We start from the raw sequence: 21,655 nt of genomic DNA, 5'->3' as shown, positions 1-21,655 counted from the left end.
GGTCGAAGCCGCCCGACGGCGGGATTGATCACCCGGCCGCCCGCGATCAGGGTGGGCAGCATCCCGGACAGCCCGGCGATGTGGAACAGCGGCGCCCCGGACAGCGAGACCCGGTCGTCGCCGGCGGTGCCCATGTGCGTGATCGACAGGAACGCGTGCAGCAGCAGGTTGCGGTGGGTCAGCACGGCTCCCTTGGGACGGCCGGTCGTCCCCGAGGTGTACATGACGTAGGCCGGCTCGTCGTCGGCGACGTCGTCGCCCCAGGACCCGGGACCGGCCTCGGCGAGCAGCGCGTCGAGGCCCTCGCCGAGCCCCAGCACCGTCCGCACCGACGGCGCGTCGGCCCGGGCGGTCTCCACTGTCGCGGCGAACCGGTCGTCGCAGACCACCGCGGTGGGGCCGCAGTCGGCGAGCTGGAAGGCGATCTCGCCGGCGGTCAGCCGGAAGTTCAGCGGGACGCAGATCGCGCCGATCCGCAGGACCGCCAGGTAGCTCTCGACGAGCTCGACGGAGTTGAGCCCGAGCACCGCGACCCGGTCCCCGCGGTCGACCCCGCGCGCGGCGAGGACGGTCGCCAGCCGGGACACCCGGTCGTCGAGCTGCGCCCAGGTCCGCGACGTCCGTGGGTCGGCCAGCGCCGGAGCGTCCGGTGTGGTCCGTGCGTGCCGCGCGACGATGTCCGCCGCCGTCATCCCGTGTCCCGTGATCGTGCCCACCGGTGGCCTCCCGAGCCTCGACTGCCCTGCCACTGTGGTCCCGGCCACCCCGGTGGGGCAACACCTCGTCCCGCCGTGCAGGGTGACGCCGGTGAGCACGACCCCCGACGGCAGCGGTCCCGACGGCAGCGGCCCCGAGGGCGGTGGCCCCGACCGCAGCGGTCCCGGCGGGGCCGACTCCGAGGGCGCCGTCGCCGACGGCACCCGGCGGCTCCGGTTGCTGCAGCTGGCGTCGCTGACGAGCACCGTCGACCGGTTCGCGATCGCGCCGCTGCTCGTGCCGATCGCCGCGTCGTTCGACGCGCCGCTGGCGGCGGCGGCCGGCGCGGCCGGGGGCTACTTCCTCGCCTACGGCCTCATGCAGGTCGTGTGGGGCGTGCTGTCCGACCGGATCGGCCGGGTCCGGGTGATGCGCCTGGCCCTGGTCGGCGCGGTGCTGGGCGGGGTCGCCTCGGTGCTGGCCCCGACGCTGGCCGTGCTGGTCGTCGCGCGGGTCCTCACCGGCGCGTGCACGGCGGCACTGATCCCGGCGGCGCTGGTCTACGTCGGCGACACCTGGCCCGCCGCGGTCCGGCAGCGGCCGCTGTCGGACCTGCTCGCCGCGATCGCGCTCGGCACCGCCGTCGCCACGGCCGGGGCGGGTCTGCTCGCCGACCTGGTCGGGTGGCGCGTCGTCCTCGGGGCGACGGCGGCGGGCTGCGCGGTGCTGTTCGTCGCGCTGCGGGCGCTGCCCGAACCCGACGGTGCCCGCACGCCGTCGCGCGGGATCACCGCCGCGGTGCTCCGCCCGCTGGCCGCCGTCGCCGGGAACGGCTGGGCCCGGCTGGTGCTGGCGCTCGCCTTCGTCGAGGGTGCGGTCGTGCTCGGGGTGCTGACCTACCTCGCGCCGTCGCTGCAGGCCGGGGGCAGCTCCGCCGCGCTCGCCGGGCTCGCCGCCGGCGGCTACGGCGTCGGTGCGGTGCTGTTCTCCCGGGTCGTGCGACGCCTGGTCGGCCGACTCGGCCCGGCCGCGCTGGCCGGCGTCGGCGGCGGGTTCCTCGTGGTCGCCTGGATGTTCCCGCTGGTGACGGTGCACCCGGTGACGGTCGCCGCGGCCGGGCTCTGCCTGGGCGGGGCGTGGGCGTTCCTGCACTCGACCCTGCAGACCTGGGCGACCGAGGTCGTCCCGCAGGCCCGCGCGACCGCCGTCGCACTGTTCGCGACGCTGCTGTTCCTGGGCAGCTCGGCCGGGACCGCGCTGGGCGCCCCGTTCGCCGACGCCGGGCGCTTCGCCCCGCTGTTCGCCGCCGCCCTGGTCGCCTCGGTGCCGTTGGCGCTGGTCGCAGCGCTGGCCCGTGCCCGCTACGCCCGCCGCGCCGCCTGACCTCCCCCGCGCCGGTCACTCCCCGGGCTCGCGGCGAGGTCACACGTAGCGGTCGCGCAGCTCCCGCTTGACCAGCTTGCCCGTGGGGGTGCGCGGCAGGAAGTCGGTGAAGTCCACCGACGACGGCGCCTTGTAGTGCGCGATCCGCTCCCGCACGAACTCGATCAGCTCGCGTTCCAGCTCCGGGCCGGCGTCGACGCCCTCCGGGGGCTGGACGACGGCCTTGACCTTCTCGCCCATCTCGTCGTCGGGCACACCGATGACGGCGACGTCGAGCACCTTGGGGTGCAGCGCGAGGGCGTCCTCGACCTCCTGCGGGTAGATGTTCACCCCGCCAGAGATGATCATGAACGCCTTGCGGTCGGTGAGGAAGAGGTAGCCGTCCTCGTCGAGGTAGCCCAGGTCCCCGGTGGTGGTCCAGTTCTCGTGCTCGGGGTGGGTCGCGGCGAGGGTCTTGCCCGGGTCGTTGTGGTACTCGAACGGGCGCTCGTCGCGTTCGAAGTAGACGGTCCCGATCTCGCCCGGTCCGAGCACGGTGCCGTCGTCGGCGGCGATCCGGATGGTGCCCAGCCCGGCCCTGCCGACCGACCCGGGACGCTCGCTCCACTGCGCCGAGTCGATGAAGGTGACCCCGTTGGACTCGGTCGCGGCGTAGTACTCGTGCAGGACCGGGCCCCACCAGTCGATCATGGCCTGCTTGACGTCCACCGGACACGGGGCGGCCGCGTGGATCGCGACCCGCATCGAGGACACGTCGTAGGCGGAGCGGACGGACTCTGGGAGCTTGAGCATGCGCACGAACATCGTCGGCACCCACTGCGAGTGGGTGACCGAGTACCGCTGGATGAGCTCCAGCGCCTTCTCCGGGTCGAAGCGCTCCATCACCACGACGGTGCCGCCGAGCGCCTGCACCGTGGCGGTGAACCGCAGCGGCGCGGCGTGGTAGAGCGGGGCCGGGTTCAGGTAGACGGTGTCGGTGCCGAAGCCGTACATCGGCCCGAACAGGGCCTGGTAGGTGTCGCCCGGCTCGTCGATCTGCCGGTCGGGCAGCGTCGGCTTGATGCCCTTGGGGCGCCCGGTGGTGCCCGAGGAGTAGAGCATGTCCGCCCCGCGGGGCTGGTCGGCCGGCGGCTCGGCGGAGACCGACGCGAGGGTCTTGTCGTAGTCGGCGTAGCGGGACGCGCCGGGGATCCCGCCGCCGAAGGCCAGCCGCACCGGGGTGTCGACGTGGTCCTCGATCGCCGCGGCCAGACCGGCGACACCGGCTGAGACCACGAGTGCCTTCGCGCCGCAGTCGCGGACGATGTAGGCGGTCTCGGGCGCGGAGAGGTGGTGGTTCACCGCGGTGATGTAGAGCCCCGAGCGCTGGGCCGCCCAGTAGACCTCGTAGACCCGCGCGCAGTTCTCCGCGACGAGCGCCACGACGTCGCCCCGCCGGAGTCCGGCGGCGCGCAGGTGGTTCGCGAGCCGCGCGGACCCCTCCTCCAGCTCACGGAAGGACAGGGTCGCGCCCGAGCCCCCCATGATCACGGCCGGCTTGTCGGGGGTCGTCGCGGCATGCGTGCCTGGGTACATCGGGCCCTCTCCGTCGGTGTGCGCCGCGGATCGCCCGGCGCACGTCTCTCGTCGGCCCTGATCCTGCCATCCGGGGCGGCCCCGGCGGCGGCAGCGGTCAGGAGTGCGCGTTCCGATAGGCCTCGAGAACCGAGGACGGGATACGCCCGCGCTCGGAGATCTTCATGCCCTGGGCCGTCGCCCATTCCCGTACGGCGCGGTTCGCGGCGCGTTCCGAAGTACTGGAACCGTTCGACGAGGTGCCGGAAGCGGTGCTGCGCCGGCCGGACCCACGACGGGCGGCCGCGACGTAGGGCGCCAACGATTCGCGCAGCTTCTCGGCATTCTTCGTGGACAGGTCGATCTCGTAGGCGCGGCCGTCGACGGAGAACTCCACCTGCTCGTCGGCCTCGGTGCCGTCCAGGTCGTCGACCAGGGTGATGGTCGTCTGCTGCGCCACGTCGTCATTCCTTCCGCGGGGAATCGCCGGACCCGGCCGGAGACGGGAATCGCCCGGTCGGTGCCGGAACCGATTCTTCGAGCAGAACGATAAGGGATGCCGAACCGACCTGTCGAACCCCTCCCCGGAAATGGTCCGGCGCCGGCGTTTCCGGGGAGGGGATACGGCGTCCGGGTGACGGGAATGGGCGGAAAGGGTCAGCGGTGAAGGTGACGCGAATCAGCGTGCGGTCGGCCACCACGGTTCGGTGGGAACCGCGGCGCGGGCGTCGTCGACGGTGGTGACGCCGGTCAGGTCGATGCGCTGGCCCGGACGCGGCAGGGCCAGGACCACGTCCTGGTCGGCGGCGGCCTTGCGGGCCCGCTCGGCGGGCTCGTCCCAGGGGTGGAAGCCGAGCGTGAACGTCGCCCAGTGGATCGGGAGCAGGACCCGGCCGCCGAGCTCGCGGTGCGCGGCGACCGCCTGCTCCGGGTCGGCGTGGATGTCGGGCCACAGGTCGGAGTAGGCGCCGATCGGCAGCACCGTGAGGTCGAACGGGCCGTGCGCGGCCCCGGTGCGCGCGTGCGCCCGGGTGGCGCCGGTGTCCCCGCCCAGGTAGGTGGTGTGCCGCGGTCCGGCGACCTTCCAGGCCGCCCACAGCGTGGTGTTGCGGCGCAGCCCGCGCCCGGAGAAGTGCCGGGTCTCCAGGCAGGTCAGCTCCAGCCCGGCCACGGTCACCACGCCCTCCCAGTCGCGCTCGACGACCCGGTGCCCGGGGATGCCCCAGGAACGCAGGTGCGCGCCCACCCCGAGCGGCCCGACGAACACCGCGGAGGTGTCGCGGGCCAGCGCGGTGACCGTCGGGCGGTCGAGGTGGTCGTAGTGGTCGTGGCTGAGCACGACGAGGTCCGGGGAGCCGAGCTCGGACAGCGGCGCGACCGGCGGGTGCAGGCGGCGCGGCCCGAAGCGCGGCACGGGGGAGGCGTACTCCGACCAGACCGGGTCGACCAGCACCCGCCGGCCGTCGATCTCCAGCAGCACCCCGGCGTGGCCCAGCCAGGTGACCGCCAGCCCGGCGGGCTCGGCGGGGGTTCGCAGCGGCGCGAGCGGCACCGTCGCCGGCGCGCCGCCCCCGGAGCGGCGGCCGACCAGCATGTTCAGGATCATCCGGGCCGAGGCCTTGGCCCGCGGCAGCCCGGGCTCGGTGTTGGCGAACAGCCCGTCGACGGCGTTCGGGGAGGCGGAGGCGATCCGGCGCAGCTCGCTCGGGCGGGCCCCCATGTTCCGGCGCACGTGCAGCCCGAGCGCGGCCAGGGCGCCGGTCACGGCGAGCGGGACGGACAGGACGGCCGCGGTGGGGAGGCGCTTGCTGCGGGACACGATCACCAGACTACGAACGCCCCGGGCGCGGTTCCCACCTACAGTCACGATCGTGACCGACGGCATGGCGGGGACCAGGGTGAGCACCGAGCGGCACGGGCACGTGCTCCTGATCCGGATGACGCGGCCCGACAAGCGCAACGCCGTCGACGCGGCGATGACGGCCGGCCTCGACGAGGCGCTCAACACCCTCGACGACGACCCGGACCTGTGGTGCGGCGTGCTCGCCGGGGACGCGACGGCGTTCAGCGCGGGCACCGACCTGGCCGCCGGGGCCGGCGGCCCCACCCCGCGCGGCGGCAACTACGGCGTCGTCCGGCGGGACCGGCGGCGCCCCCTGATCGCCGCGGTCGAGGGCGTCGCCTACGGCGGCGGGTTCGAGATCGTGCTGGCCTGCGACATGGTCGTCGCGTCGACGACGGCGCGGTTCGGCCTGCCGGAGGTCGCCCGCGGCCTGGTCGCGAACTGCGGTGCGCTGTTCCGCGCGCCGCGGCCGCTGCCGCTCAACGTCGCCAAGCAGCTGCTGGTGACCGGGCGCCCGCTGGACGCCGACCGTGCGTACGCCCTGGGCCTGGTCAACGAGCTCGTCGAACCGGGGCGGGCCGAGGCCGCGGCGCTGGAGCTCGCCGCGACGGTCTGCGAGAACTCGCCGCTCGCGGTGTCGGTGTCGCTGCGTGCCCTGGAACGCGTGGTGGCCGAGCCGGACGAGCGCGGCTGGAGCGCCACCGAGGTCGCCACCGCGGCGATCCTGCGCTCGGCCGACAGGACCGAGGGGATCGCGGCGTTCCTGGAGAAGCGCCCGCCGCGGTGGACGGGGCGCTGACCCTGCGCCCGGCACGGGCCCGCTGACGGCGACTAGGCTCGGCGGCATGCCTGCCCGGACGCGACGCGAGGACCTGGTCGCGCTGCTGCAGGACTACGCGGGCGAGTCCGAGCTGCTCGGTCAGGAGTTCGCGGGGCGGCACGGGTTGCACCCCACGGACCTCCACGCTCTGCTCGCGGTCATGCGCGCGGACTCCGCGGGCGAACCGCTCACCCCGGGTGTCCTCGGTGCCCGGCTCGGCCTGTCCACCGGTGCGACGACCGCGCTCGTCGACCGCCTGGAACGCGCGGGCCACGTGCGCCGCAGCCGCGAGTCCGCCGACCGGCGGCGGGTGACCCTGCGCCAGGCCGAGAACGCCGCGGAGGTCGGCGGGGCGTTCTTCGGCCCGCTCGGCGCCCGGATGGACGCCCTGCTCGCCGGCTTCGACGACGACGAGCTCGACGCGGCGGCCCGCTTCCTCAGCGCGATGAACGCGCTGGTCGCGGACTACCGTGCCGACCTCGCCGCCTCGCCGGAGCCGAGGTCCGCACCGGCCTGACGCGGTCAGGCGTTCGCCGTCGCCGTGTCCAGGTACTCGGCGAACTTGCGTCGCGCGGCCTCGGTGCGGGTCGGGACGTGCTCGGTGGGGACCTCGACCGGGGTGTAGCCGCGCAGGATGCGCCGCGCGACGGACTCCTTGTGCACCTCGTCGGGACCGTCGTAGATCCGCGCGGCGCGGGCCGCGCGGTACATCTGCTCCAGCGGCAGGTCCCCGGAGAACCCGAGCGAACCGTGCACCTGGATCGCACGGTCGATCACGTCGTGCAGCACCTTCGCGCCCCAGTACTTGATCATCCCGATCTCGATCCGGGCGTTCGAGGCCCCGACCTGGTCCATCGTCCAGGCCGCGTGCAGGGTCAGCAGCCGTGCCGCGGCCATGTCCGCCGCGGACTGCGCGACCATGTCCTGCACCATCTGCTTGTCCGCCAGCCGCGTGCCGCTCGCCGTCCGTGACACCGCGCGCTCGCACATCATGTCGAACGCCCGCCGGGACTGGCCGAGCCAGCGCATGGCGTGGTGGATGCGGCCCGGGCCGAGCCGCTGCTGGGCGAGCCTGAACCCGTCGCCGGGGTTGCCGACGAGGTTCGTCACCGGTACCCGGACGTCGCGGTAGAAGACCTCGGCGTGGCCGCCGTAGATCTCGCCGCCGACCTCGGGGTGGTCCATCACCGGGATGTCGCGGGCCACGTCGAGCCCGGGGGCGTCGGTCGGGACGATGATCATCGAGGCCCGCTGGTACGGCGGTGCGTCCGGGTCGGTCACCACCATCGCGATCAGGAAGTCCGTGCCGGTGGCGTTCGAGGAGAACCACTTGTGGCCGTTGATGACGTAGTCGTCGCCGTCGCGCACGGCCCGGGTGGACAGCATCGTCGGGTCCGCGCCGGCGCCGGGCTCGGTCATCGAGAAGCAGGACCGCAGCTCACCACGCAGCAGCGGGTGCATCCAGCGTTCCTTCTGCTCCGGCGATCCGCCGATCGCGAGCAGCTCGGCGTTGCCCGAGTCGGGGGCCTGGTTGCCGAACACCCCCGGTGCGTAGCGGCACCGGCCGAGGATCTCGTGCATCAGCCCGAGGGAGACCTGACCGAACCCGCCGCCGCCGAGCTCCGGGGGCAGGTGCGCCGCCCACAGACCCTGCTCGCGGACCTGCTCCTTGAGCGGCGCGGTGATCCGGGCGAAGGTCTCCCGGCCCAGGTCGAGGGTCTCCAACGGGATGATCTCGTCGCGGGCGAAGCCGCGCATCCACTTCAGCTTCTCCTCGAACTCCGGGTCGGTACTGAAGTCCCACGCCATCGCGTCCGCCTCCCGACGAGCCTCGTTGCCACCGCGAACGTAATACAGCCCGCGACGAGGGGGGAGTCCCGGCGACACAGGACGACGGGGCCGGGGAGTCCCGGCGGCACCCCGGTGATCGACAGTCGGCGCGGTGATCCGCTCCGTGCGTGTGTTCGGACGCGCGCGGACGGCGGATCTCCGCGCGTCCGGCGGATCTCCATGCGCCCGGTAGATCGGGCACGCCCCGGCGGATCGCCGTCCGCCCGGTGGAGCGGCGCGCGTCCGGCGGATCATCGCGCGTCCGGCGGATCGCCGTGCCCTCGTGGAGCGGCGCGTGGACTCCGGCACGACGGGTCGACGGATACAGGCGTCAGTGACGCGTCGGTGATCGACAGTCCGCGCGCTGATCCGCTCCGCGCGTGCGTTTGGACGCGCGCGCCCGACGGATCACCGCGCGGCCGGTGGATCACCGCGCGCCGGACGGATCACCGCGCGCCCGGCGGACCATCGCGCACGCGGCGGATCACCGCGGGGTCGGTGGAGCAGCGCGCGCCCGGTGGGCACCGCGGGCGGCGGGCCAGCCGGGCGGACGGTGACCGTGCAGGTGGGGCTGCCGGGCGGCGGGGGATCGGGCGGCCGATCACCGACGCGGCGGCGGAGGGAGCTCGTGCGGCGGAGGGTCGCGGGGCGGCGACATTGCGCGCGTCCCCGTCGCCGGGGGAGGCTCGGGGGATGACCGACGAGGCTCCCGTCCCCACGCACCCGGCGGGTGTCCCGGCCGATCTGGTGGACCTGTCGTTCGAGCCGCTGACGCCCACGGCGTTCCTCGACCGGGCCGCGGCGGCGCACGGCGACCGGGTCGCGGTCGTCGACGGCGACCAGCGGTTCACCTACACCGAGTTCCGCGACCGCTGCCGGCGCCTGGCGGGCTCGCTCGCCGCGCTGCACGACGGGCGCCCGGTCGCGGTCCTCGTGCCGAACACCCACGTCGGGCTGGAGGCCGCGCACGCGGTCCCGTGGTCGGGGACGGCCCTGGTCGCGGTCAACACCCGGCTGTCGGCGGGCGAGGTCGCCTACATCCTGGAGCACTCGCGCGCCTCGGTGCTGGTGGCCGACCCGGTGTTCGACGAGCTCGTCGCCGAGGTGCTCGCCCGCCTCGACACCCCGCCGCGCACCGTGCGGGTCGGCCCGGACTACGAGCGCCTCGTCGCCGACGGCGAGCCCACCGCGGTGCGTCCCGCCGACGAGCGCGGCCTGCTGTCGATCAACTACACGTCCGGGACGACCGGGAACCCGAAGGGCGTGATGTACCACCACCGGGGCGCCTACCTGCAGGCGCTGGCCATGGTCGGGCACACCGGGCTGACCGCGTCGTCGGTGCACCTGTGGACGCTCCCGATGTTCCACTGCAACGGCTGGTGCTTCCCGTGGGCGGTCACCGCGGCCGCCGCCACCCACGTCTGCCTGCCGAAGGTCGAGCCGTCCCGGATCTGGGAGCTCGTGCGCGAGCAGGGCGTCACCCACCTCAACGGCGCCCCCACCGTGCTGTCGATGATCGCCTACGCACCGGAGGCCGGGCCGGTGGAGACGCCGGTGGCCGTCGCGACCGGGGGAGCGCCGCCGAGTCCGGCGATCCTGCGCCGGATGGCCGAGCTCGGGTTCGAGGTGACCCACCTCTACGGGCTCACCGAGACCTTCGGCCCCGCGATGATCTGCGACTGGCGTCCGGAGTGGAGCGACCTCGACGCCGACGCGCAGGCCCGGATGAAGGCCCGCCAGGGCGTCGGGAACATGATCGCCTGTGCCGTCCGGGTGCTCGACGACGACGGTTCCGACGTCCCGCGCGACGGGGCGACGACCGGCCAGATCGCGTTGCGCGGCAACAACGTCATGCTCGGCTACCTCGATGACGACCAGGCCACCCGCGACGCCGCACCGGACGGCTGGTTCCGGACCGGCGACATCGGCGTCATGCACCTCGACGGCTACGTCGAGCTCCGGGACCGCTCCAAGGACGTGATCATCTCCGGTGGGGAGAACATCGCCAGCGTCGAGGTGGAGCAGGCCATCGCCGACCACCCGGCCGTGCTGGAGGTCGCGGTGATCGCCGTCCCCGACGAGCGGTGGGGCGAGGTCCCGGCCGCCTGGGTGACGCTGCGCGAGGGCGAGAGCGCCACCGAGGGCGAGATCGTCGAGCACGTGCGGGGGCGGCTGGCGCGGTTCAAGGCGCCGAAGCGGATCACCTTCGGCGAGCTGCCGAAGACCTCGACCGGGAAGATCCAGAAGTTCGTGCTGCGCGACGAGGCCTGGGCCGGGCAGGAACGCCGGATCCGGTAGCGGCCGGGGACAACAGCAGGTCAGGACAGTGCGCTGAGCGAGCGCCACTCGTCCCAGGGGATCGTCCAGTCGTACAGGTCGCCGTCGCGGGCGGTCAGCGGCTGCGAGCTGCCGGTCACCTCGACCGGGTCGCCGAAGGTCGCGCTCGCGAAGAACTCCTCGGCGTCGCGTGTGGACAGGTTGATGCAGCCGTGGCTGACGTTGCGGCTGCCCTGTGCCCACGACGAGGCGGGGTTGGCGTGGATGAACTCGCCGTTGTTGGAGATCCGGACCGCCCAGAACTGGGGCTCGTCGACGTAGCCGTAGTCGGGGTTGCTCATCAGCACCTTCTCCGACTTGGCCATGACGACGTGGATCCCGGAGCGCGTCACCCGGCGCGGGTCGGACTCCAGGCCGTAGGAGGCGTCGTAGTGGGCGACCTCCTTCCCGTCGCGGACGACGACGATCGCGTGGCTGCGGGTGTCGGCCTTCACGACCTGGCTGCGCCCGACGGTGAAGGTCCGGTCGAGGTCCTCGGTCATGAAGGTGCCGTCGCCGAGGTCGAGGCCGCGCAGCGCGCCCCGCACCTGGACCCGGGTGTGCGCGGGCCAGTAGGACTTCGGCCGGTAGTGCACCCGTGAGCCCTCAGCGGTGTCGGGCAGCCATGCCCAGGCGCCCTCGACCGGCCGCGACGTGGTGACGCTCAGCGCCCGCTCGATGGTGGCCTTCGCGGCGTCGGGGAGCTTCTCGCCGAAGGTGAGCACGACCGGGGCGCCGATGCCGACCTCGCCCCCGTCGCGGATGTTCATGGTGGCGTCGACGGTGTCGTCCGGGTCGACGGTGGTGAACGGGGCCGCGGGCACCGGGCGCCGGTCCTGCGGGCCCAGTACCCAGCTGCCCGACCAGTGGTAGGTGGTCGCGAAGTCCAGCGGCTCCCTGGCGGTCCAGCTGCGGCCGTCGGGGGACAGGGTGCCCGCGACGGTGATCGGTCCGTCGTCGGAGTCGGCGGTGAGCGTGACGCCCTCGAGGGTCCCGGTGCTGACCTCGGTGCGGACCGGGCCGCGCGGGGCGACCGGCGCGCCGCCGGCAGGGACGCTGGTGAGGACCTCGGGGACCGGGGGCACGGGCGGCACGGCCGGGGCCGGACGGAGGCGGTCGACGGCGCCGGCGAGGTTGCGGGCCAGCGAGTCGACGCCGCCGCCGACGGCGTCACCGATCCGCCCGCCCGCCATCGCGGCGGTCCCGCCCGCGACGAGGACCACCAGCGCGACCAGCGAGGTCGCGAGCACCGCCCAGACGCGACGGTGCACCGAGCGTCGCCGTCGACGTGGGGCGTGGCGCCCGCGCGAGTGCTCCCAGGACCTCGACATGGGAGAAATCATGGCCCGCGTGTCACCCACACGGGCGGTACGACACCCCGATGACATGTGATCGTTGCCCGGGCGTGGGCCGGGGCGCCGGCGTGACAGGGTGCGGTCATGAGCTACGACGTCGCCGCTGTCCGCAGCCGTTTCCCCGCCCTGCGCGCCGGGATCGCCCACTTCGACGGGCCCGGCGGTTCCCAGGTCCCCGACTCCGTCGCCGGGGCCGTGGCGGCCGCCATGACCTCCCCGCTGGCCAACCGCGGCACGGTCACCAGCGGTGAGCGCGCCGCCGACGCGATCGTGCTCGGCGCCCGCGCCGCGATGGCCGACCTGCTCGGCGCCGACCCGCGCGGGATCGTGTTCGGGCGCAGCATGACCGCGCTGACCTTCGACCTCGCCCGCACGCTGGCCGCGACCTGGTCGCCGGGCGACGAGATCGTCGTGACCCGCCTCGACCACGACGCGAACATCCGCCCCTGGGTGATCGCCGCGCAGGCCGCCGGGGTGACGGTGCGGTGGCTGGACTTCGACCCCGCCACCACCGAGCTCGACGACGTGACGCCATTGCTGTCCGACCGCACCCGGCTCGTCGCGGTGACGGGTGCGTCGAACCTGGTCGGGACCCGCCCCGGCCTGCCCGCGATCGCCGCCGCCGTGCACGCCGCCGGGGCGCTGTTCATGGTCGACGGCGTGCACCTGACCGCGCACGCCCCGATCGACCTCGCCGCGATCGGCGCCGACCTCTACGCCTGCTCTCCCTACAAGTTCCTCGGCCCGCACTGCGGGGTGCTCGCCGCCGACCCGGCGCTGCTGGAGACGCTGCGCCCGGCGAAGCTGGCGCCGTCGAGCGACGCGGTGCCCGAGCGGTTCGAGCTCGGCACCCTGCCCTACGAGCTGCTCGCCGGCACCACCGCCGCCGTCGAGTTCCTCGCCGCACTGGACCCGTTGGCGACCGGGGACCGCCGGGCGCGCCTGCTGGCGTCGATGGCCGCGGTGGAGGAGCACGAGCGTCCGTTGCGTGAGCGCATCGAGACCCACCTGGCCGCGCTGCCCGGGGTCACGGTGCGGTCCCGGGCGGCCCGGCGGACCCCGACCCTGCTGGTGACCTTCGACGACCGCGATCCCGTCGACGCCTACCGGTACCTGGCGCAGCGGCGGATCGCGGCGCCAGCCTCGTCGTTCTACGCGCTGGAGTGCTCGCGGCGGCTCGGCCTGGGGGACACCGGCTCCCTGCGGATCGGGCTGGCCTGCTACACCGCCGACGACGACGTCGACCGGCTCCTGGACGGGCTCTCCACCTTCGTCGGGGCCTGATCCACATATGTGAGACTGTTCAGGTGACGCGTCATCGATGGGTCCTCGCGGCCCTGCTCGCACTGGCCGTCGTCGCAGGGTGCTCCGCGCCCGCCACGGCACCGCCCGCCCCCGGTGGGGCCGGTGCCGCGGCACAGGACTGTGTGCCGGGCGCCGCGTCCGCGCCGGACGACACGGTCGATTTCACCCATGCCACCAACGTCACGATCACCGGCGGCGACGGCTACCGGGTCCTGACCGTCCGCACGCCCTTCCCGGGTGGGCAGCCGCAGTCGGTGGTGCTCGTCGGCTGCGGCCAGGGCGACCCGGCGCTGCCCGCGGCGCTCGCCGGGGCCCCGGTCGTGCACACCCCGGTGAGCGGGATCTTTGCCGGCTCGACCACCCAACTGCCGATGATCACCGAGCTGGGCGGGCTCGACCGGATCACCGGCGTCGGCGGGGCCGCGCTGGTCACCGACCCGGCCGTGCGTGCCCGCGTCGCCTCCGGGGCCGCCGTCGACTTCGCGCCGAACTCGACGATCGACGCCGAGGCCGTCGTCGCCGCCGCGCCGCCGGTCGTGCTCTCGGCCGGCACCGACGACGCGGCGTTCCCGGCACTGTCCGCGGCCGGGATCCCGGTGGTCGGCTGGGCGGACTACCTGGAGACCGGCCCGCTCGGCCAGGCCGAGTGGATCAAGGTCGCGGGCGCGCTGACCGGGCAGGACGCCCGCGCCGCGGAGATCTTCGACGGCATCGCGGGCCGCTACGCCGACCTCGCCGGTCGCGTGCGCGGCCTGCCGCCGACCCCGATCGTCGCCGGTCAGCCCTACCAGGGCACCTGGAACGTCCCGGCCGCCGAGTCGACCGCCGGCATTCTCTTCCGCGACGCCGGCGCGACCTGGCTGGGCGCCGGGATGCCGGGCACCGGCACCCAGGCGCAGACGCTGGAGCGGGTTCTGGCCGAGGACGGCGACGCCCGCATCTGGCTCGCCGACGGCCCGTTCGCCACGACCGCCGACGTCGCCGCGCTCGACCCGCGGCTGACCTCGCTCGCCGCGGCCCGTCCCGGCGGCCAGCTGTGGACCCGCGACCGGGCCACCACCCCCGACGGCGGCAACCCGCTCTACGAGCGCGGCGCGCTCCACCAGGACGAGATCCTCGCCGACCTCGTCGCGATCCTGCACCCGCAGGCCCTGCCCGGCCACGCGTTCACCTACTACCGGCAGGTGCCCGCCGGATGAGGCAGGCCGCACCGGCGTCGCCCGCCGCGGCGAGCCGGGTCCCGGACCGGGCCGGGCAGCGCTCGGGGCGCCGCGCACCGCTGGTCCTGGTGCTGCTCGCGGCCGGGGTCGTCGTGCTGTTCGCCCTCGCCGTGTCGACCGGTTCGGTGGTGATCGGGCTCGACCGGACGCTGTCGGCGCTGTTCGGCACCGGCACCCCCGACGCCCGGCTCGACCTGCTCGTCACCGACCTGCGGGTACCGCGGGCGGTGACCGCGACGGCCGTCGGTGTCGGGCTGGGCACCGCGGGGCTGCTCACCCAGACCCTGTTCCGCAACCCGCTGGCCGAGCCCTACGTGCTCGGGGTCAGCGCCGGCGCCGGGCTCGGCGTCGCGCTGGTGACCACCCTCGGGACGGCCGCGGGGGCCGCCGCGTTCGCCACCGGCGGGCTCGGGGCCACACCGGTCGTCGGGGGACGGTTCACCACGGTCGCGGCCGCGGCGGTCGGTGCCGCCGCCGTGCTCGCGCTGGTGCTGGCGCTGTCGCGGTTCGCCCGGTCGGTGACCGCGCTGCTGGTGATCGGCGTGATGCTGGGGTCGGGGGTCACCTCGGTGGTCAGCCTGCTGCTGGTCTGGACCGACCCGCGCACCGCGCAGCAGTACCTGATGTGGGGCCTCGGCTCGGTGTCCGGCGTCGGCCGCGGCGAGCTGCCGATCCTCGGCGGGATCGTCGCGGCCGGGCTGGCAGGGGTCCTCGTGCTGGGGGTCGCCGCGGTCCTCGCCGGGACGGTCACCGCGTTCTGCGGGCCGATCGGGTTCCTCGGCATCGCCGTGCCGCACCTGGCCCGGTTGGCGGTCGGGACCTCGCGGCACCGGGTGCTCGTCCCGGCCACCGCGCTGACCGGTGCGCTGGTCGGGCTGGCGTGTGCGGTCGTCGCGAACCCGCCCGGGGTCGGCACGGTGATCCCGCTGAACGTGGTGACCTCGCTGGTCGGGGCGCCGGTGGTGATCGCGGTGCTGCTGCGCTCCCGACGCCTGGGCGCGGCCTGGTGAACGCCGGGCTGGTGCTGACCGGGCTCGTCGCCGGGTACGCGCAGGGCAGGGCGCTGCGCCGGGCCCGGGTGCGCCCGGTGCTGTCCGGGGTGGACGCCGTCGCCGCGCGGGGCGAGCTGACCGTGCTGCTCGGGGCGAACGGCACGGGCAAGTCGACGCTGCTGCGGACCCTCGCCGGGCTGGCGCCCGCACTGGGCGGCGCGGCGTCCCTCGACGGCACCGACCTGCTGGCGCTGCGGCCGCCCGAACGGGCCCGCCGGGTCGCTGTGGTGCTGACCGACCGGCCGGACCCCGGGCAGCTGACCGGCCGCGACGTCGTCGAGCTGGGGCGGTTGCCGCACACCGGCGCCGCCGGCGTGCTCACCGCGGGCGACGAGGCCGCCGTCGACGCCGCGATCGACGCGGTCCGCGCCGGCCCCCTGGTCGGACGTCCGTTGGCCCGGATGTCCGACGGCGAGCGGCAGCGGATGATGGTCGCCCGCGCACTGGCCCAGCAGCCGTCGCTGCTGCTGCTCGACGAGCCGAGCGCGTTCCTCGACGTCTCCTCCCGGGTCGCGCTGCTCGGGACGCTGCGCCGGCTCGCGGGGGAGCAGGACCTCGCGGTGCTGCTGTCCACCCACGACCTGGAACCGGCGCTGCGCCTGGCGGACCGGGCCTGGCTGCTCGACGGTGCCGGCGCGCTGTGCACGGGGACGCCCGGCGAGCTGGCCGCCTCCGGTGCGGTGGGGGCGGCGTTCGACACCGACGAGCTGGCCTTCGACGCGTCCACCGGCACCTTCCGCCTGCGCGTCTGAGGCGCTCGCCGCCGTGCCGCCGTGCCGCCGTGCCGCCGTGCCGCCGTGCCGCCGTGCCGCCGTGCCGCGGTGCCGCGGTGCTGGCGCGCTGCCCTGCACCCGTCCGGCCGTATCGCCCCCGTCCGCTCGTGCCCGGCGTCGGGATACGAGCGGCGGGGCCGGAACCCGTGCGACGCCGCGCGTGGCGGGGGTGTGTCGTGGGTGCGGGGGCGGAGCGCGGAGTGAGCCGGAGCTGCGGAGCGGGCTCCGGCCAGTGGCAGGGATCACCCGGACGGTGTCGCGACCAGCGGATGCGGGCCGGTCGTGCGCGACCGGCCGCGCCGACGGAACGCCGCCCGGGTCCGGTACCGCAGCCCGGCCGATGGCGCCCGTGGCGTCGGCGGCACCACGCGGCCCGGAGTCGCTAGGTTCGCCTCGACCGCGCGGCCCGTCCGGGTGCGCGCATCCGAACACGAGGAGATGCGATGACGCACGCCGCGAGCGCGGCCGAGCTCGAGTCGCTGCTGCTGACCCGGTCGCTCGATGACCCGGAGCTCGCCGCGGCCACCGAGCGGACGCCCGACACCCGGGTCCTGCCCGACGTGTCGGTGGTCAAGGTCGGTGGACAGAGCTTCATGGACCGCGGCCGTGAGGCGGTGTTCCCGCTGGTCGAGGAGCTGCTGGAGGCCCGGTCGACGCACCGGCTGCTGATCGGCACCGGCGGCGGCACCCGCGCCCGGCACGCGTACTCCCTGGCCGCCGAGCTCGGCCTGCCCACCGGTGTGCTCAGCTCGGTCGGCAGCGCCGTCGCCGGGCAGAACGCCACCATGCTCGGCTACCTGATGGCCCGGCACGGGGTGCCGGTCGTCGCCGGGGGCGGGTTCGACGCGCTGCCCCTGTCGTTGTCCGAGGTCCGGGCGGCGATCTTCGCGGGCATGCCGCCGTACGCGATGTGGCAGCCCCTGCCCGACGAGGGCGTGATCCCGCCCTACCGCACCGACGCGGGCTGCTACCTGGTCGCCGAGACCTACGGCTGCAAGAACATGATCTTCGTCAAGGACGAGGACGGCCTGTACACCGCGAACCCGAAGAACGACCCGTCGGCGACGCTGATCCCGGAGATCACCGTCGACGAGCTGATCGAGCGGGACCTGCCCGACCTGATCGTCGAGCGCCCGGTGCTGGAGCTCATGCGGCACGCGACGCACGTCCGCTCGATCCAGATCGTCAACGGTCTGAAGCCCGGCAACCTCCCCGCGCGCTCGCCGGCGAGCACGTGGGCACGATCATCACCGCGGGAGACGCCCGATGAGCACCACCCACCCCAAGGACGTCGAGTCCCCGCTGGCCCGCCAGACCCTGCTCGACCGCGAGCAGGTCCGCCCCGTCGACCAGCAGCAGCCGGTCATCCGGATGCTGCCCCGGCTGCGCGTCGTCGTGCTCGGCGGCCGCTCGATCGTCGACCGCGGCCGCGACGTGCTGCTGCCGATCGTCGAGGAGCTGCGCGCCGCGATCTCCGGGGACCCGCTGCTGATCGCCACCGGCGCCGGGATCCGCGCCCGGCACGCGCTCGGCGTCGGCCTCGACCTGGGCCTGCCGACCGGCGCGCTCGCCGAGATCGCCGGTCGCGAGGCCGAGCAGAACGGGCATCTCGTCGCCGCGCTGCTCGCCGAGCAGGGCGTCGCCTACCTCGGCCACGACACCGTCGCCCACCAGCTTCCGGTGCACCTCGCCGCGTCCAACGCCGCGGTCACCAACGGCTACCCGCCCTACGGCGTGCACGAGCTGCCCGCGGCGGCGGGGAAGATCCCGCCGCACCGCACCGACACCGGCGCGCTGCTGCTGGCCGACGCCTGGGGCGCGGCGTCGCTGACCTACGTCCGCGACGTCGACGGCGTGCTCGACGGGGGCACCGTGCTGCGCACGGCGACCGCGGCCGACCTGCTCGCCGACCCCGCCCGGCCCCTGCCGATCGACCGGGAGGCCCTGCGCACGCTGCAGCGCGCCCGGCACGTCCGGTCGGTCCAGATCGTCAACGGCACCGCCGCCGGGACCGTGACGAAGGCCCTCGCCGGGGAGCACGTCGGGACCGTCGTCTCGGCCTGACCGCGGCACGCGGACCGGAGGCGTCCGGGTTCGGTGCCACGGTCGAGGCCATGGCACCGACGGCACCGCTGGCACCGAACCCGTTCCCCGTCCCGCAGGCCGAGATCGACCGTCTGCACGCCCGCCTCGACGACACCCGCTGGCCGGACGTGCCGTCCGGCGCGGGGTGGTCCTACGGCGTCCCGCCCGGTCACCTGCGTGAGCTCGCCGACCACTGGCGGCACCGCTTCGACTGGCGGGCCGTGGAGGAGCGGCTGGCCGCGGACTCCGTCGTTGTCGACACCCCCGACCACGCCGGGGTGCACGCGCTGTACCGCCGTTCGACGCGGCCCGACGCCGTCCCGCTGCTGATGGTGCACGGCTGGCCGTCCACCCCGGCAGAGTTCCTCGGGCTGCTCGGTCCGCTCACCGAGCCCGGGGACGCGACGCTCCCGGCGTTCCACGTCGTGGCCCCGTCACTGCCCGGGTTCGGGTTCTCCGGCCCGACCCGCGACCTCGGCTGGGACGTCGACCGGCACGCCCGCTGCCTGACCGACCTCATGTCGGCCCTGGGCCACGACCGCTTCCTGGCCCAGGGCGGCGACTACGGCTCGATGATCGCGCCCGAGATCGCCCGCCGGGACCCCGGCCGGGTGCTCGGGGTGCACCTCAACGCGCTGGTCGGCGCGTCCCCCGACCCGTCAGCGGAGGACCCGCTCGCCGGCCTGACCGACGCCGAGCGGGCCCGTGTCGCCGAGCTCGGCGAGACCTGGCCCGGGCGGAGCGGGTACGCCGCGATCCAGAGCACCCGCCCGTCCACGCTGGGCTACGCGATGACCGACTCCCCGGTCGGGCTGCTGGCCTGGCACCTCGAGTGGTTCGTCGACTACGACCCGGGGACGACCCGGCAGACCCCCGTGGACCCGGACGCCTACCTCGCCGACGTCGCGAGCTTCTGGTTCACCCGCACCGCCGGGTCCGCGATGCGCCTGTACCGGGAGATCGCGCCCACGGCGTTCCGGGAGACCCGCCCGCCCTCGGGGGTGCCGACCGCGGTGCTGAACCTGCTCGGCGACCACGCCGTGCGGCCGTTCGCCGAGCGCTCGCACCGGGTGGCGCGCTGGACCGAGCACGACCGCGGCGGGCACTTCGCCGCGTTGCAGGCTCCGGACCTGCTGCTCGACGACGTCCGGACCTTCGCCGCGATCCTGTCCGGGGCGATCGGGACCTGAGCGCCGCCGGGGCGACGCAGGCGTCCCCCGAACCGGACGAAACAGCTGTAACGGCGCGTCACACGGGTGTCATCCGGACCGGGCACCGTCGTCGCATCCGACCGAGGAGGAGCGATGGCGACCACCGCACCCCGACCCGCGCCCACGCCGGACCGCAGTGACATCGCGACGATGCCGCCGCTGCGCGAGGCCGTCCCGCTCGGGCTGCAGCACGTGCTGGCCATGTTCGCCAGCAACCTGACCCCGGCGTTCCTGCTGGCCACCGCGGTGGAGGCGACACCGGCCCAGCGGACCCTGCTCATCCAGGGGGCGCTGCTGTGCGCCGGCCTCGCGACGCTGCTGCAGACCATCGGGTTCTCGATCGTCGGCGGCCGGCTGCCGATCATGATGGGCTCGGGTTTCGTGTTCATCTCGGTCGCGGTGCCGCTGGCCGCCGAGCGCGGGCTCGCCGCGGTGTGGGGCGCGGTGCTGGTCACCGCGGTCGTCCAGGTGGTGATCGCGCTGAACATCCACCGGATCGCCTGGCTGTTCCCGCCCCTGGTCACCGGCACGATCATCCTGGTGATCGGGCTCGGTCTGCTGCCGTCGGCCTTCACCCTCGCCGCGGGCGGGGCGGGCTCGCCGACCTTCGGCGCCGCGGCGAACCTGGGGCTGGCCGCGTTCGTGCTCGTGCTCGCCGTCGTGCTCAACCGGTGGGGGCGCGGGCTGCTCGGCACGGCGGCGGTGCTGATCTCGCTGGTCGTCGGCTACCTCGTCGCGCTGGCGCTGGGCATGGTGGACCTGGCCGGGGTCGGGCCCGCGGGCTGGGTGGCGTTCCCGACGCCGTTCGCGTTCGGGCTGAGCTTCGACGTGGTCGCGATCCTGACCGTGGCCGTCGTCGGCGTGGTCAACATGGTCGACTCCGTGGGGACCGTCAACGCCGTCACCCAGGCCGGGGCCCGGCGCCCCGCCACCACCCGCGAGCTGCGCGGCGGGATCCTCGCCGAGGGCGGCAGCGCGCTGCTCGGCGCGGTCTTCTCCGCGCTGCCCACCACCATGTTCAGCCAGAACATCGGGCTCATCGCGCTCACCCGCCAGATGAGCAGGCACGTGGTGACGATCGCGGCCGGGGTGCTCGTCGCGATGGCGCTGCTGCCCAAGGCCGCGGCGGTGATCGGGGCGACGCCGCCCGCGGTGCTCGGCGGCGGGGTCGTGCTGCTGTTCGGCATGGTGTGCGCGATCGGGATCCAGATGCTCACCGAGCGCGGCCTCGACCAGCGTGCCCTGGTGGTCGTCGCGCTGTCGGTCGGGCTCGGGCGCGGCCTGGCGTCGGTGCCGAACCTGCTGGCGCTGGTGCCCGGGCAGTGGCGCCCGCTGCTGGAGTCCGGCGTCGTCGTGACGGCGGTGGTGGCGGTGCTGCTGAACCTGGTGCTGCCGGGCCGCCCCGAGCGGGACGCCGCGACGGCGGGCACACCGCCCGCGTGAGGACCGGCGGCCGTCGCGGGTCAGGCCACCGGACCCGACGGCACCGGTGCCTCCGCCGTCCTCCCCGCCGTCCGCCCGGCCCGCCGCCGTGTCCGGGACGCCACCAGCGCCGCGACGGTCAGCACCACCAGCCCGGCGACCGCGACGAGGAACGGCACCGAGCCCGGGTCCCCGCCGTAGGCGCCGATGGTCACGAACGCCACGGCCGAGGGCAGCACGCCCAGCACGGACCCGGCGAGGTAGTCGCGCAGCCGGATCGCGGTCAGCCCGCAGGCGTAGCTGAGCACCGGGAACGGGATCACCGGAAGCAGCCTGCCCCCGGCGACGGCCCACAGCCCGCCCCGGCGCAGCCGTGCGTCGAGACGGCGGATGCGGGCGCTGCCGATCCCGGCGACGACCTCACGGCCCAGCGCCCGCGACAGCACGAAGCCGATCAGCGAGCCGGCGGCGACGGCGGTCATCGTCGTCGCCAGGCCGACGGGCAGGCCGAACAGGACGCCGGCGGCGATGCCCATCACAGTCGCGGGTGCCGGGACCAGGGTGAACCCGACGAACAGCAGCGTGAACAGGACCGGCGCCGCCCAGCCCGCGGCCGCCGTCGTCGCGCGGACGCCCTCGACCGTCGGCCAGCCGGTGACCAGCAGGACCGCGGAGCCCGCGATCACCAGCGTCACCAGCAGCACGGGTCGCCACCATCGGGCCACCGTCGACCACCTCCACCCGGATCTACGAGTGGGGGTACCCGCGGGGTTCGGGTGAGCATCGGCAC

At 75.0% G+C, this 21,655-nt stretch carries 17 protein-coding genes and 2 pseudogenes; 12 read left to right on the top strand and 7 right to left on the bottom strand.

The window, feature by feature from the left end; genetic code table 11:
- Positions 1-80 precede the first annotated feature (80 nt).
- A pseudogene (locus FVA95_RS33780) lies at positions 81-692 on the bottom strand (AMP-binding protein); the annotation flags it as partial.
- Positions 693-807: 115 nt separating this feature from the next.
- Here FVA95_RS33780 and FVA95_RS01525 point away from each other — a divergent pair.
- Positions 808-2,079 carry an MFS transporter gene (locus FVA95_RS01525; protein WP_149662602.1) on the top strand — a complete coding sequence of 424 codons (1,272 nt, stop codon included), beginning with the start codon at positions 808-810 and terminating at the stop codon, positions 2,077-2,079.
- Positions 2,080-2,118: 39 nt separating this feature from the next.
- Here the strand turns inward: FVA95_RS01525 and FVA95_RS01520 are convergent, their stop codons facing one another.
- From FVA95_RS01520 to FVA95_RS01510, 3 genes are all read right to left on the bottom strand, one after another.
- On the bottom strand, positions 2,119-3,654 hold the full coding sequence (locus FVA95_RS01520; protein WP_149662601.1) for an acyl-CoA synthetase: 1,536 nt from the start codon (positions 3,652-3,654) through the stop codon (positions 2,119-2,121).
- A gap of 97 nt (positions 3,655-3,751) precedes the next feature.
- Complete coding sequence (locus FVA95_RS01515; protein ID WP_149662600.1) at positions 3,752-4,093, bottom strand: Lsr2 family protein; 342 nt, start codon at positions 4,091-4,093, stop codon at positions 3,752-3,754.
- Positions 4,094-4,312: 219 nt separating this feature from the next.
- The gene (locus FVA95_RS01510; RefSeq protein WP_240051196.1) at positions 4,313-5,452 is read right to left on the bottom strand and encodes an MBL fold metallo-hydrolase; all 1,140 of its coding nucleotides are present in this window, start codon (positions 5,450-5,452) and stop codon (positions 4,313-4,315) included.
- A gap of 52 nt (positions 5,453-5,504) precedes the next feature.
- On the opposite strand from FVA95_RS01510, the gene FVA95_RS01505 reads away from it, so the two are divergent.
- Positions 5,505-6,275, top strand: coding sequence for an enoyl-CoA hydratase-related protein (locus FVA95_RS01505; RefSeq protein WP_240051195.1), 771 nt, complete (start codon positions 5,505-5,507; stop codon positions 6,273-6,275).
- Positions 6,276-6,321: 46 nt separating this feature from the next.
- Positions 6,322-6,813, top strand: coding sequence for a MarR family winged helix-turn-helix transcriptional regulator (locus FVA95_RS01500; RefSeq protein WP_020626843.1), 492 nt, complete (start codon positions 6,322-6,324; stop codon positions 6,811-6,813).
- Positions 6,814-6,818: 5 nt separating this feature from the next.
- Here the strand turns inward: FVA95_RS01500 and FVA95_RS01495 are convergent, their stop codons facing one another.
- Positions 6,819-8,105, bottom strand: a complete 1,287-nt coding sequence (locus FVA95_RS01495) for an acyl-CoA dehydrogenase family protein (RefSeq protein WP_149662598.1) — start codon at positions 8,103-8,105, stop codon at positions 6,819-6,821.
- 714 nt (positions 8,106-8,819) lie between these two features.
- Between FVA95_RS01495 and FVA95_RS01490 the strand changes: the two genes are divergently transcribed.
- Positions 8,820-10,424, top strand: coding sequence for an AMP-binding protein (locus tag FVA95_RS01490; RefSeq protein WP_164514828.1), 1,605 nt, complete (start codon positions 8,820-8,822; stop codon positions 10,422-10,424).
- Between the two features lie 20 nt (positions 10,425-10,444).
- On the opposite strand, the gene FVA95_RS01485 is transcribed toward FVA95_RS01490, so the two are convergent.
- Positions 10,445-11,773: an Ig-like domain-containing protein gene (locus tag FVA95_RS01485; RefSeq protein ID WP_149662597.1), complete on the bottom strand. Its 1,329-nt coding sequence runs from the start codon at positions 11,771-11,773 to the stop codon at positions 10,445-10,447.
- Between the two features lie 108 nt (positions 11,774-11,881).
- Here FVA95_RS01485 and FVA95_RS01480 point away from each other — a divergent pair, with 108 nt between their 5' ends.
- The 8 genes and pseudogenes from FVA95_RS01480 (at position 11,882) to FVA95_RS01445 (ending at position 20,886) form a co-directional block, all read left to right on the top strand.
- Positions 11,882-13,081: a cysteine desulfurase-like protein gene (locus tag FVA95_RS01480; RefSeq protein ID WP_149662596.1), complete on the top strand. Its 1,200-nt coding sequence runs from the start codon at positions 11,882-11,884 to the stop codon at positions 13,079-13,081.
- A 23-nt stretch (positions 13,082-13,104) separates the two neighbouring features.
- Positions 13,105-14,301 carry an ABC transporter substrate-binding protein gene (locus FVA95_RS01475; protein ID WP_149662595.1) on the top strand — a complete coding sequence of 399 codons (1,197 nt, stop codon included), beginning with the start codon at positions 13,105-13,107 and terminating at the stop codon, positions 14,299-14,301.
- On the top strand, positions 14,298-15,332 hold the full coding sequence (locus tag FVA95_RS01470; RefSeq protein ID WP_149662594.1) for an iron ABC transporter permease: 1,035 nt from the start codon (positions 14,298-14,300) through the stop codon (positions 15,330-15,332). Before FVA95_RS01475 ends, FVA95_RS01470 begins: the two co-directional genes overlap by 4 nt.
- Positions 15,329-16,126, top strand: a complete 798-nt coding sequence (locus tag FVA95_RS01465) for an ABC transporter ATP-binding protein (RefSeq protein ID WP_205015737.1) — start codon at positions 15,329-15,331, stop codon at positions 16,124-16,126. The genes FVA95_RS01470 and FVA95_RS01465 overlap by 4 nt, the downstream gene beginning before the upstream one ends.
- A gap of 464 nt (positions 16,127-16,590) precedes the next feature.
- Positions 16,591-17,190 (top strand): annotated as a pseudogene (locus tag FVA95_RS32530) (uridine kinase); the annotation flags it as partial.
- A 223-nt stretch (positions 17,191-17,413) separates the two neighbouring features.
- Positions 17,414-18,211, top strand: coding sequence for a molybdenum storage protein subunit alpha (locus FVA95_RS01455; protein WP_149662593.1), 798 nt, complete (start codon positions 17,414-17,416; stop codon positions 18,209-18,211).
- Positions 18,212-18,261: 50 nt separating this feature from the next.
- A complete protein-coding gene (locus FVA95_RS01450; RefSeq protein WP_149662592.1) occupies positions 18,262-19,422 on the top strand; it encodes an epoxide hydrolase family protein in 1,161 nt (386 codons plus the stop codon).
- 114 nt (positions 19,423-19,536) lie between these two features.
- Positions 19,537-20,886, top strand: a complete 1,350-nt coding sequence (locus FVA95_RS01445) for a uracil-xanthine permease family protein (RefSeq protein ID WP_149662591.1) — start codon at positions 19,537-19,539, stop codon at positions 20,884-20,886.
- A 20-nt stretch (positions 20,887-20,906) separates the two neighbouring features.
- Here FVA95_RS01445 and FVA95_RS01440 read toward each other — a convergent pair whose 3' ends face one another.
- Positions 20,907-21,590 (bottom strand): TVP38/TMEM64 family protein, encoded by a 684-nt coding sequence (locus FVA95_RS01440; protein ID WP_149662590.1) that lies wholly within the window; start codon positions 21,588-21,590, stop codon positions 20,907-20,909.
- Between the last annotated feature and the right edge of the window lie 65 nt (positions 21,591-21,655).

The organism is Pseudonocardia sp. EV170527-09 (genome assembly GCF_008369905.1).
In the GTDB taxonomy this organism is placed as follows: Bacteria; Actinomycetota; Actinomycetes; order Mycobacteriales; family Pseudonocardiaceae; genus Pseudonocardia.
Note: the sequence above shows the minus strand (reverse complement) of the source record. Positions and strands in the feature narration are given on the sequence as shown.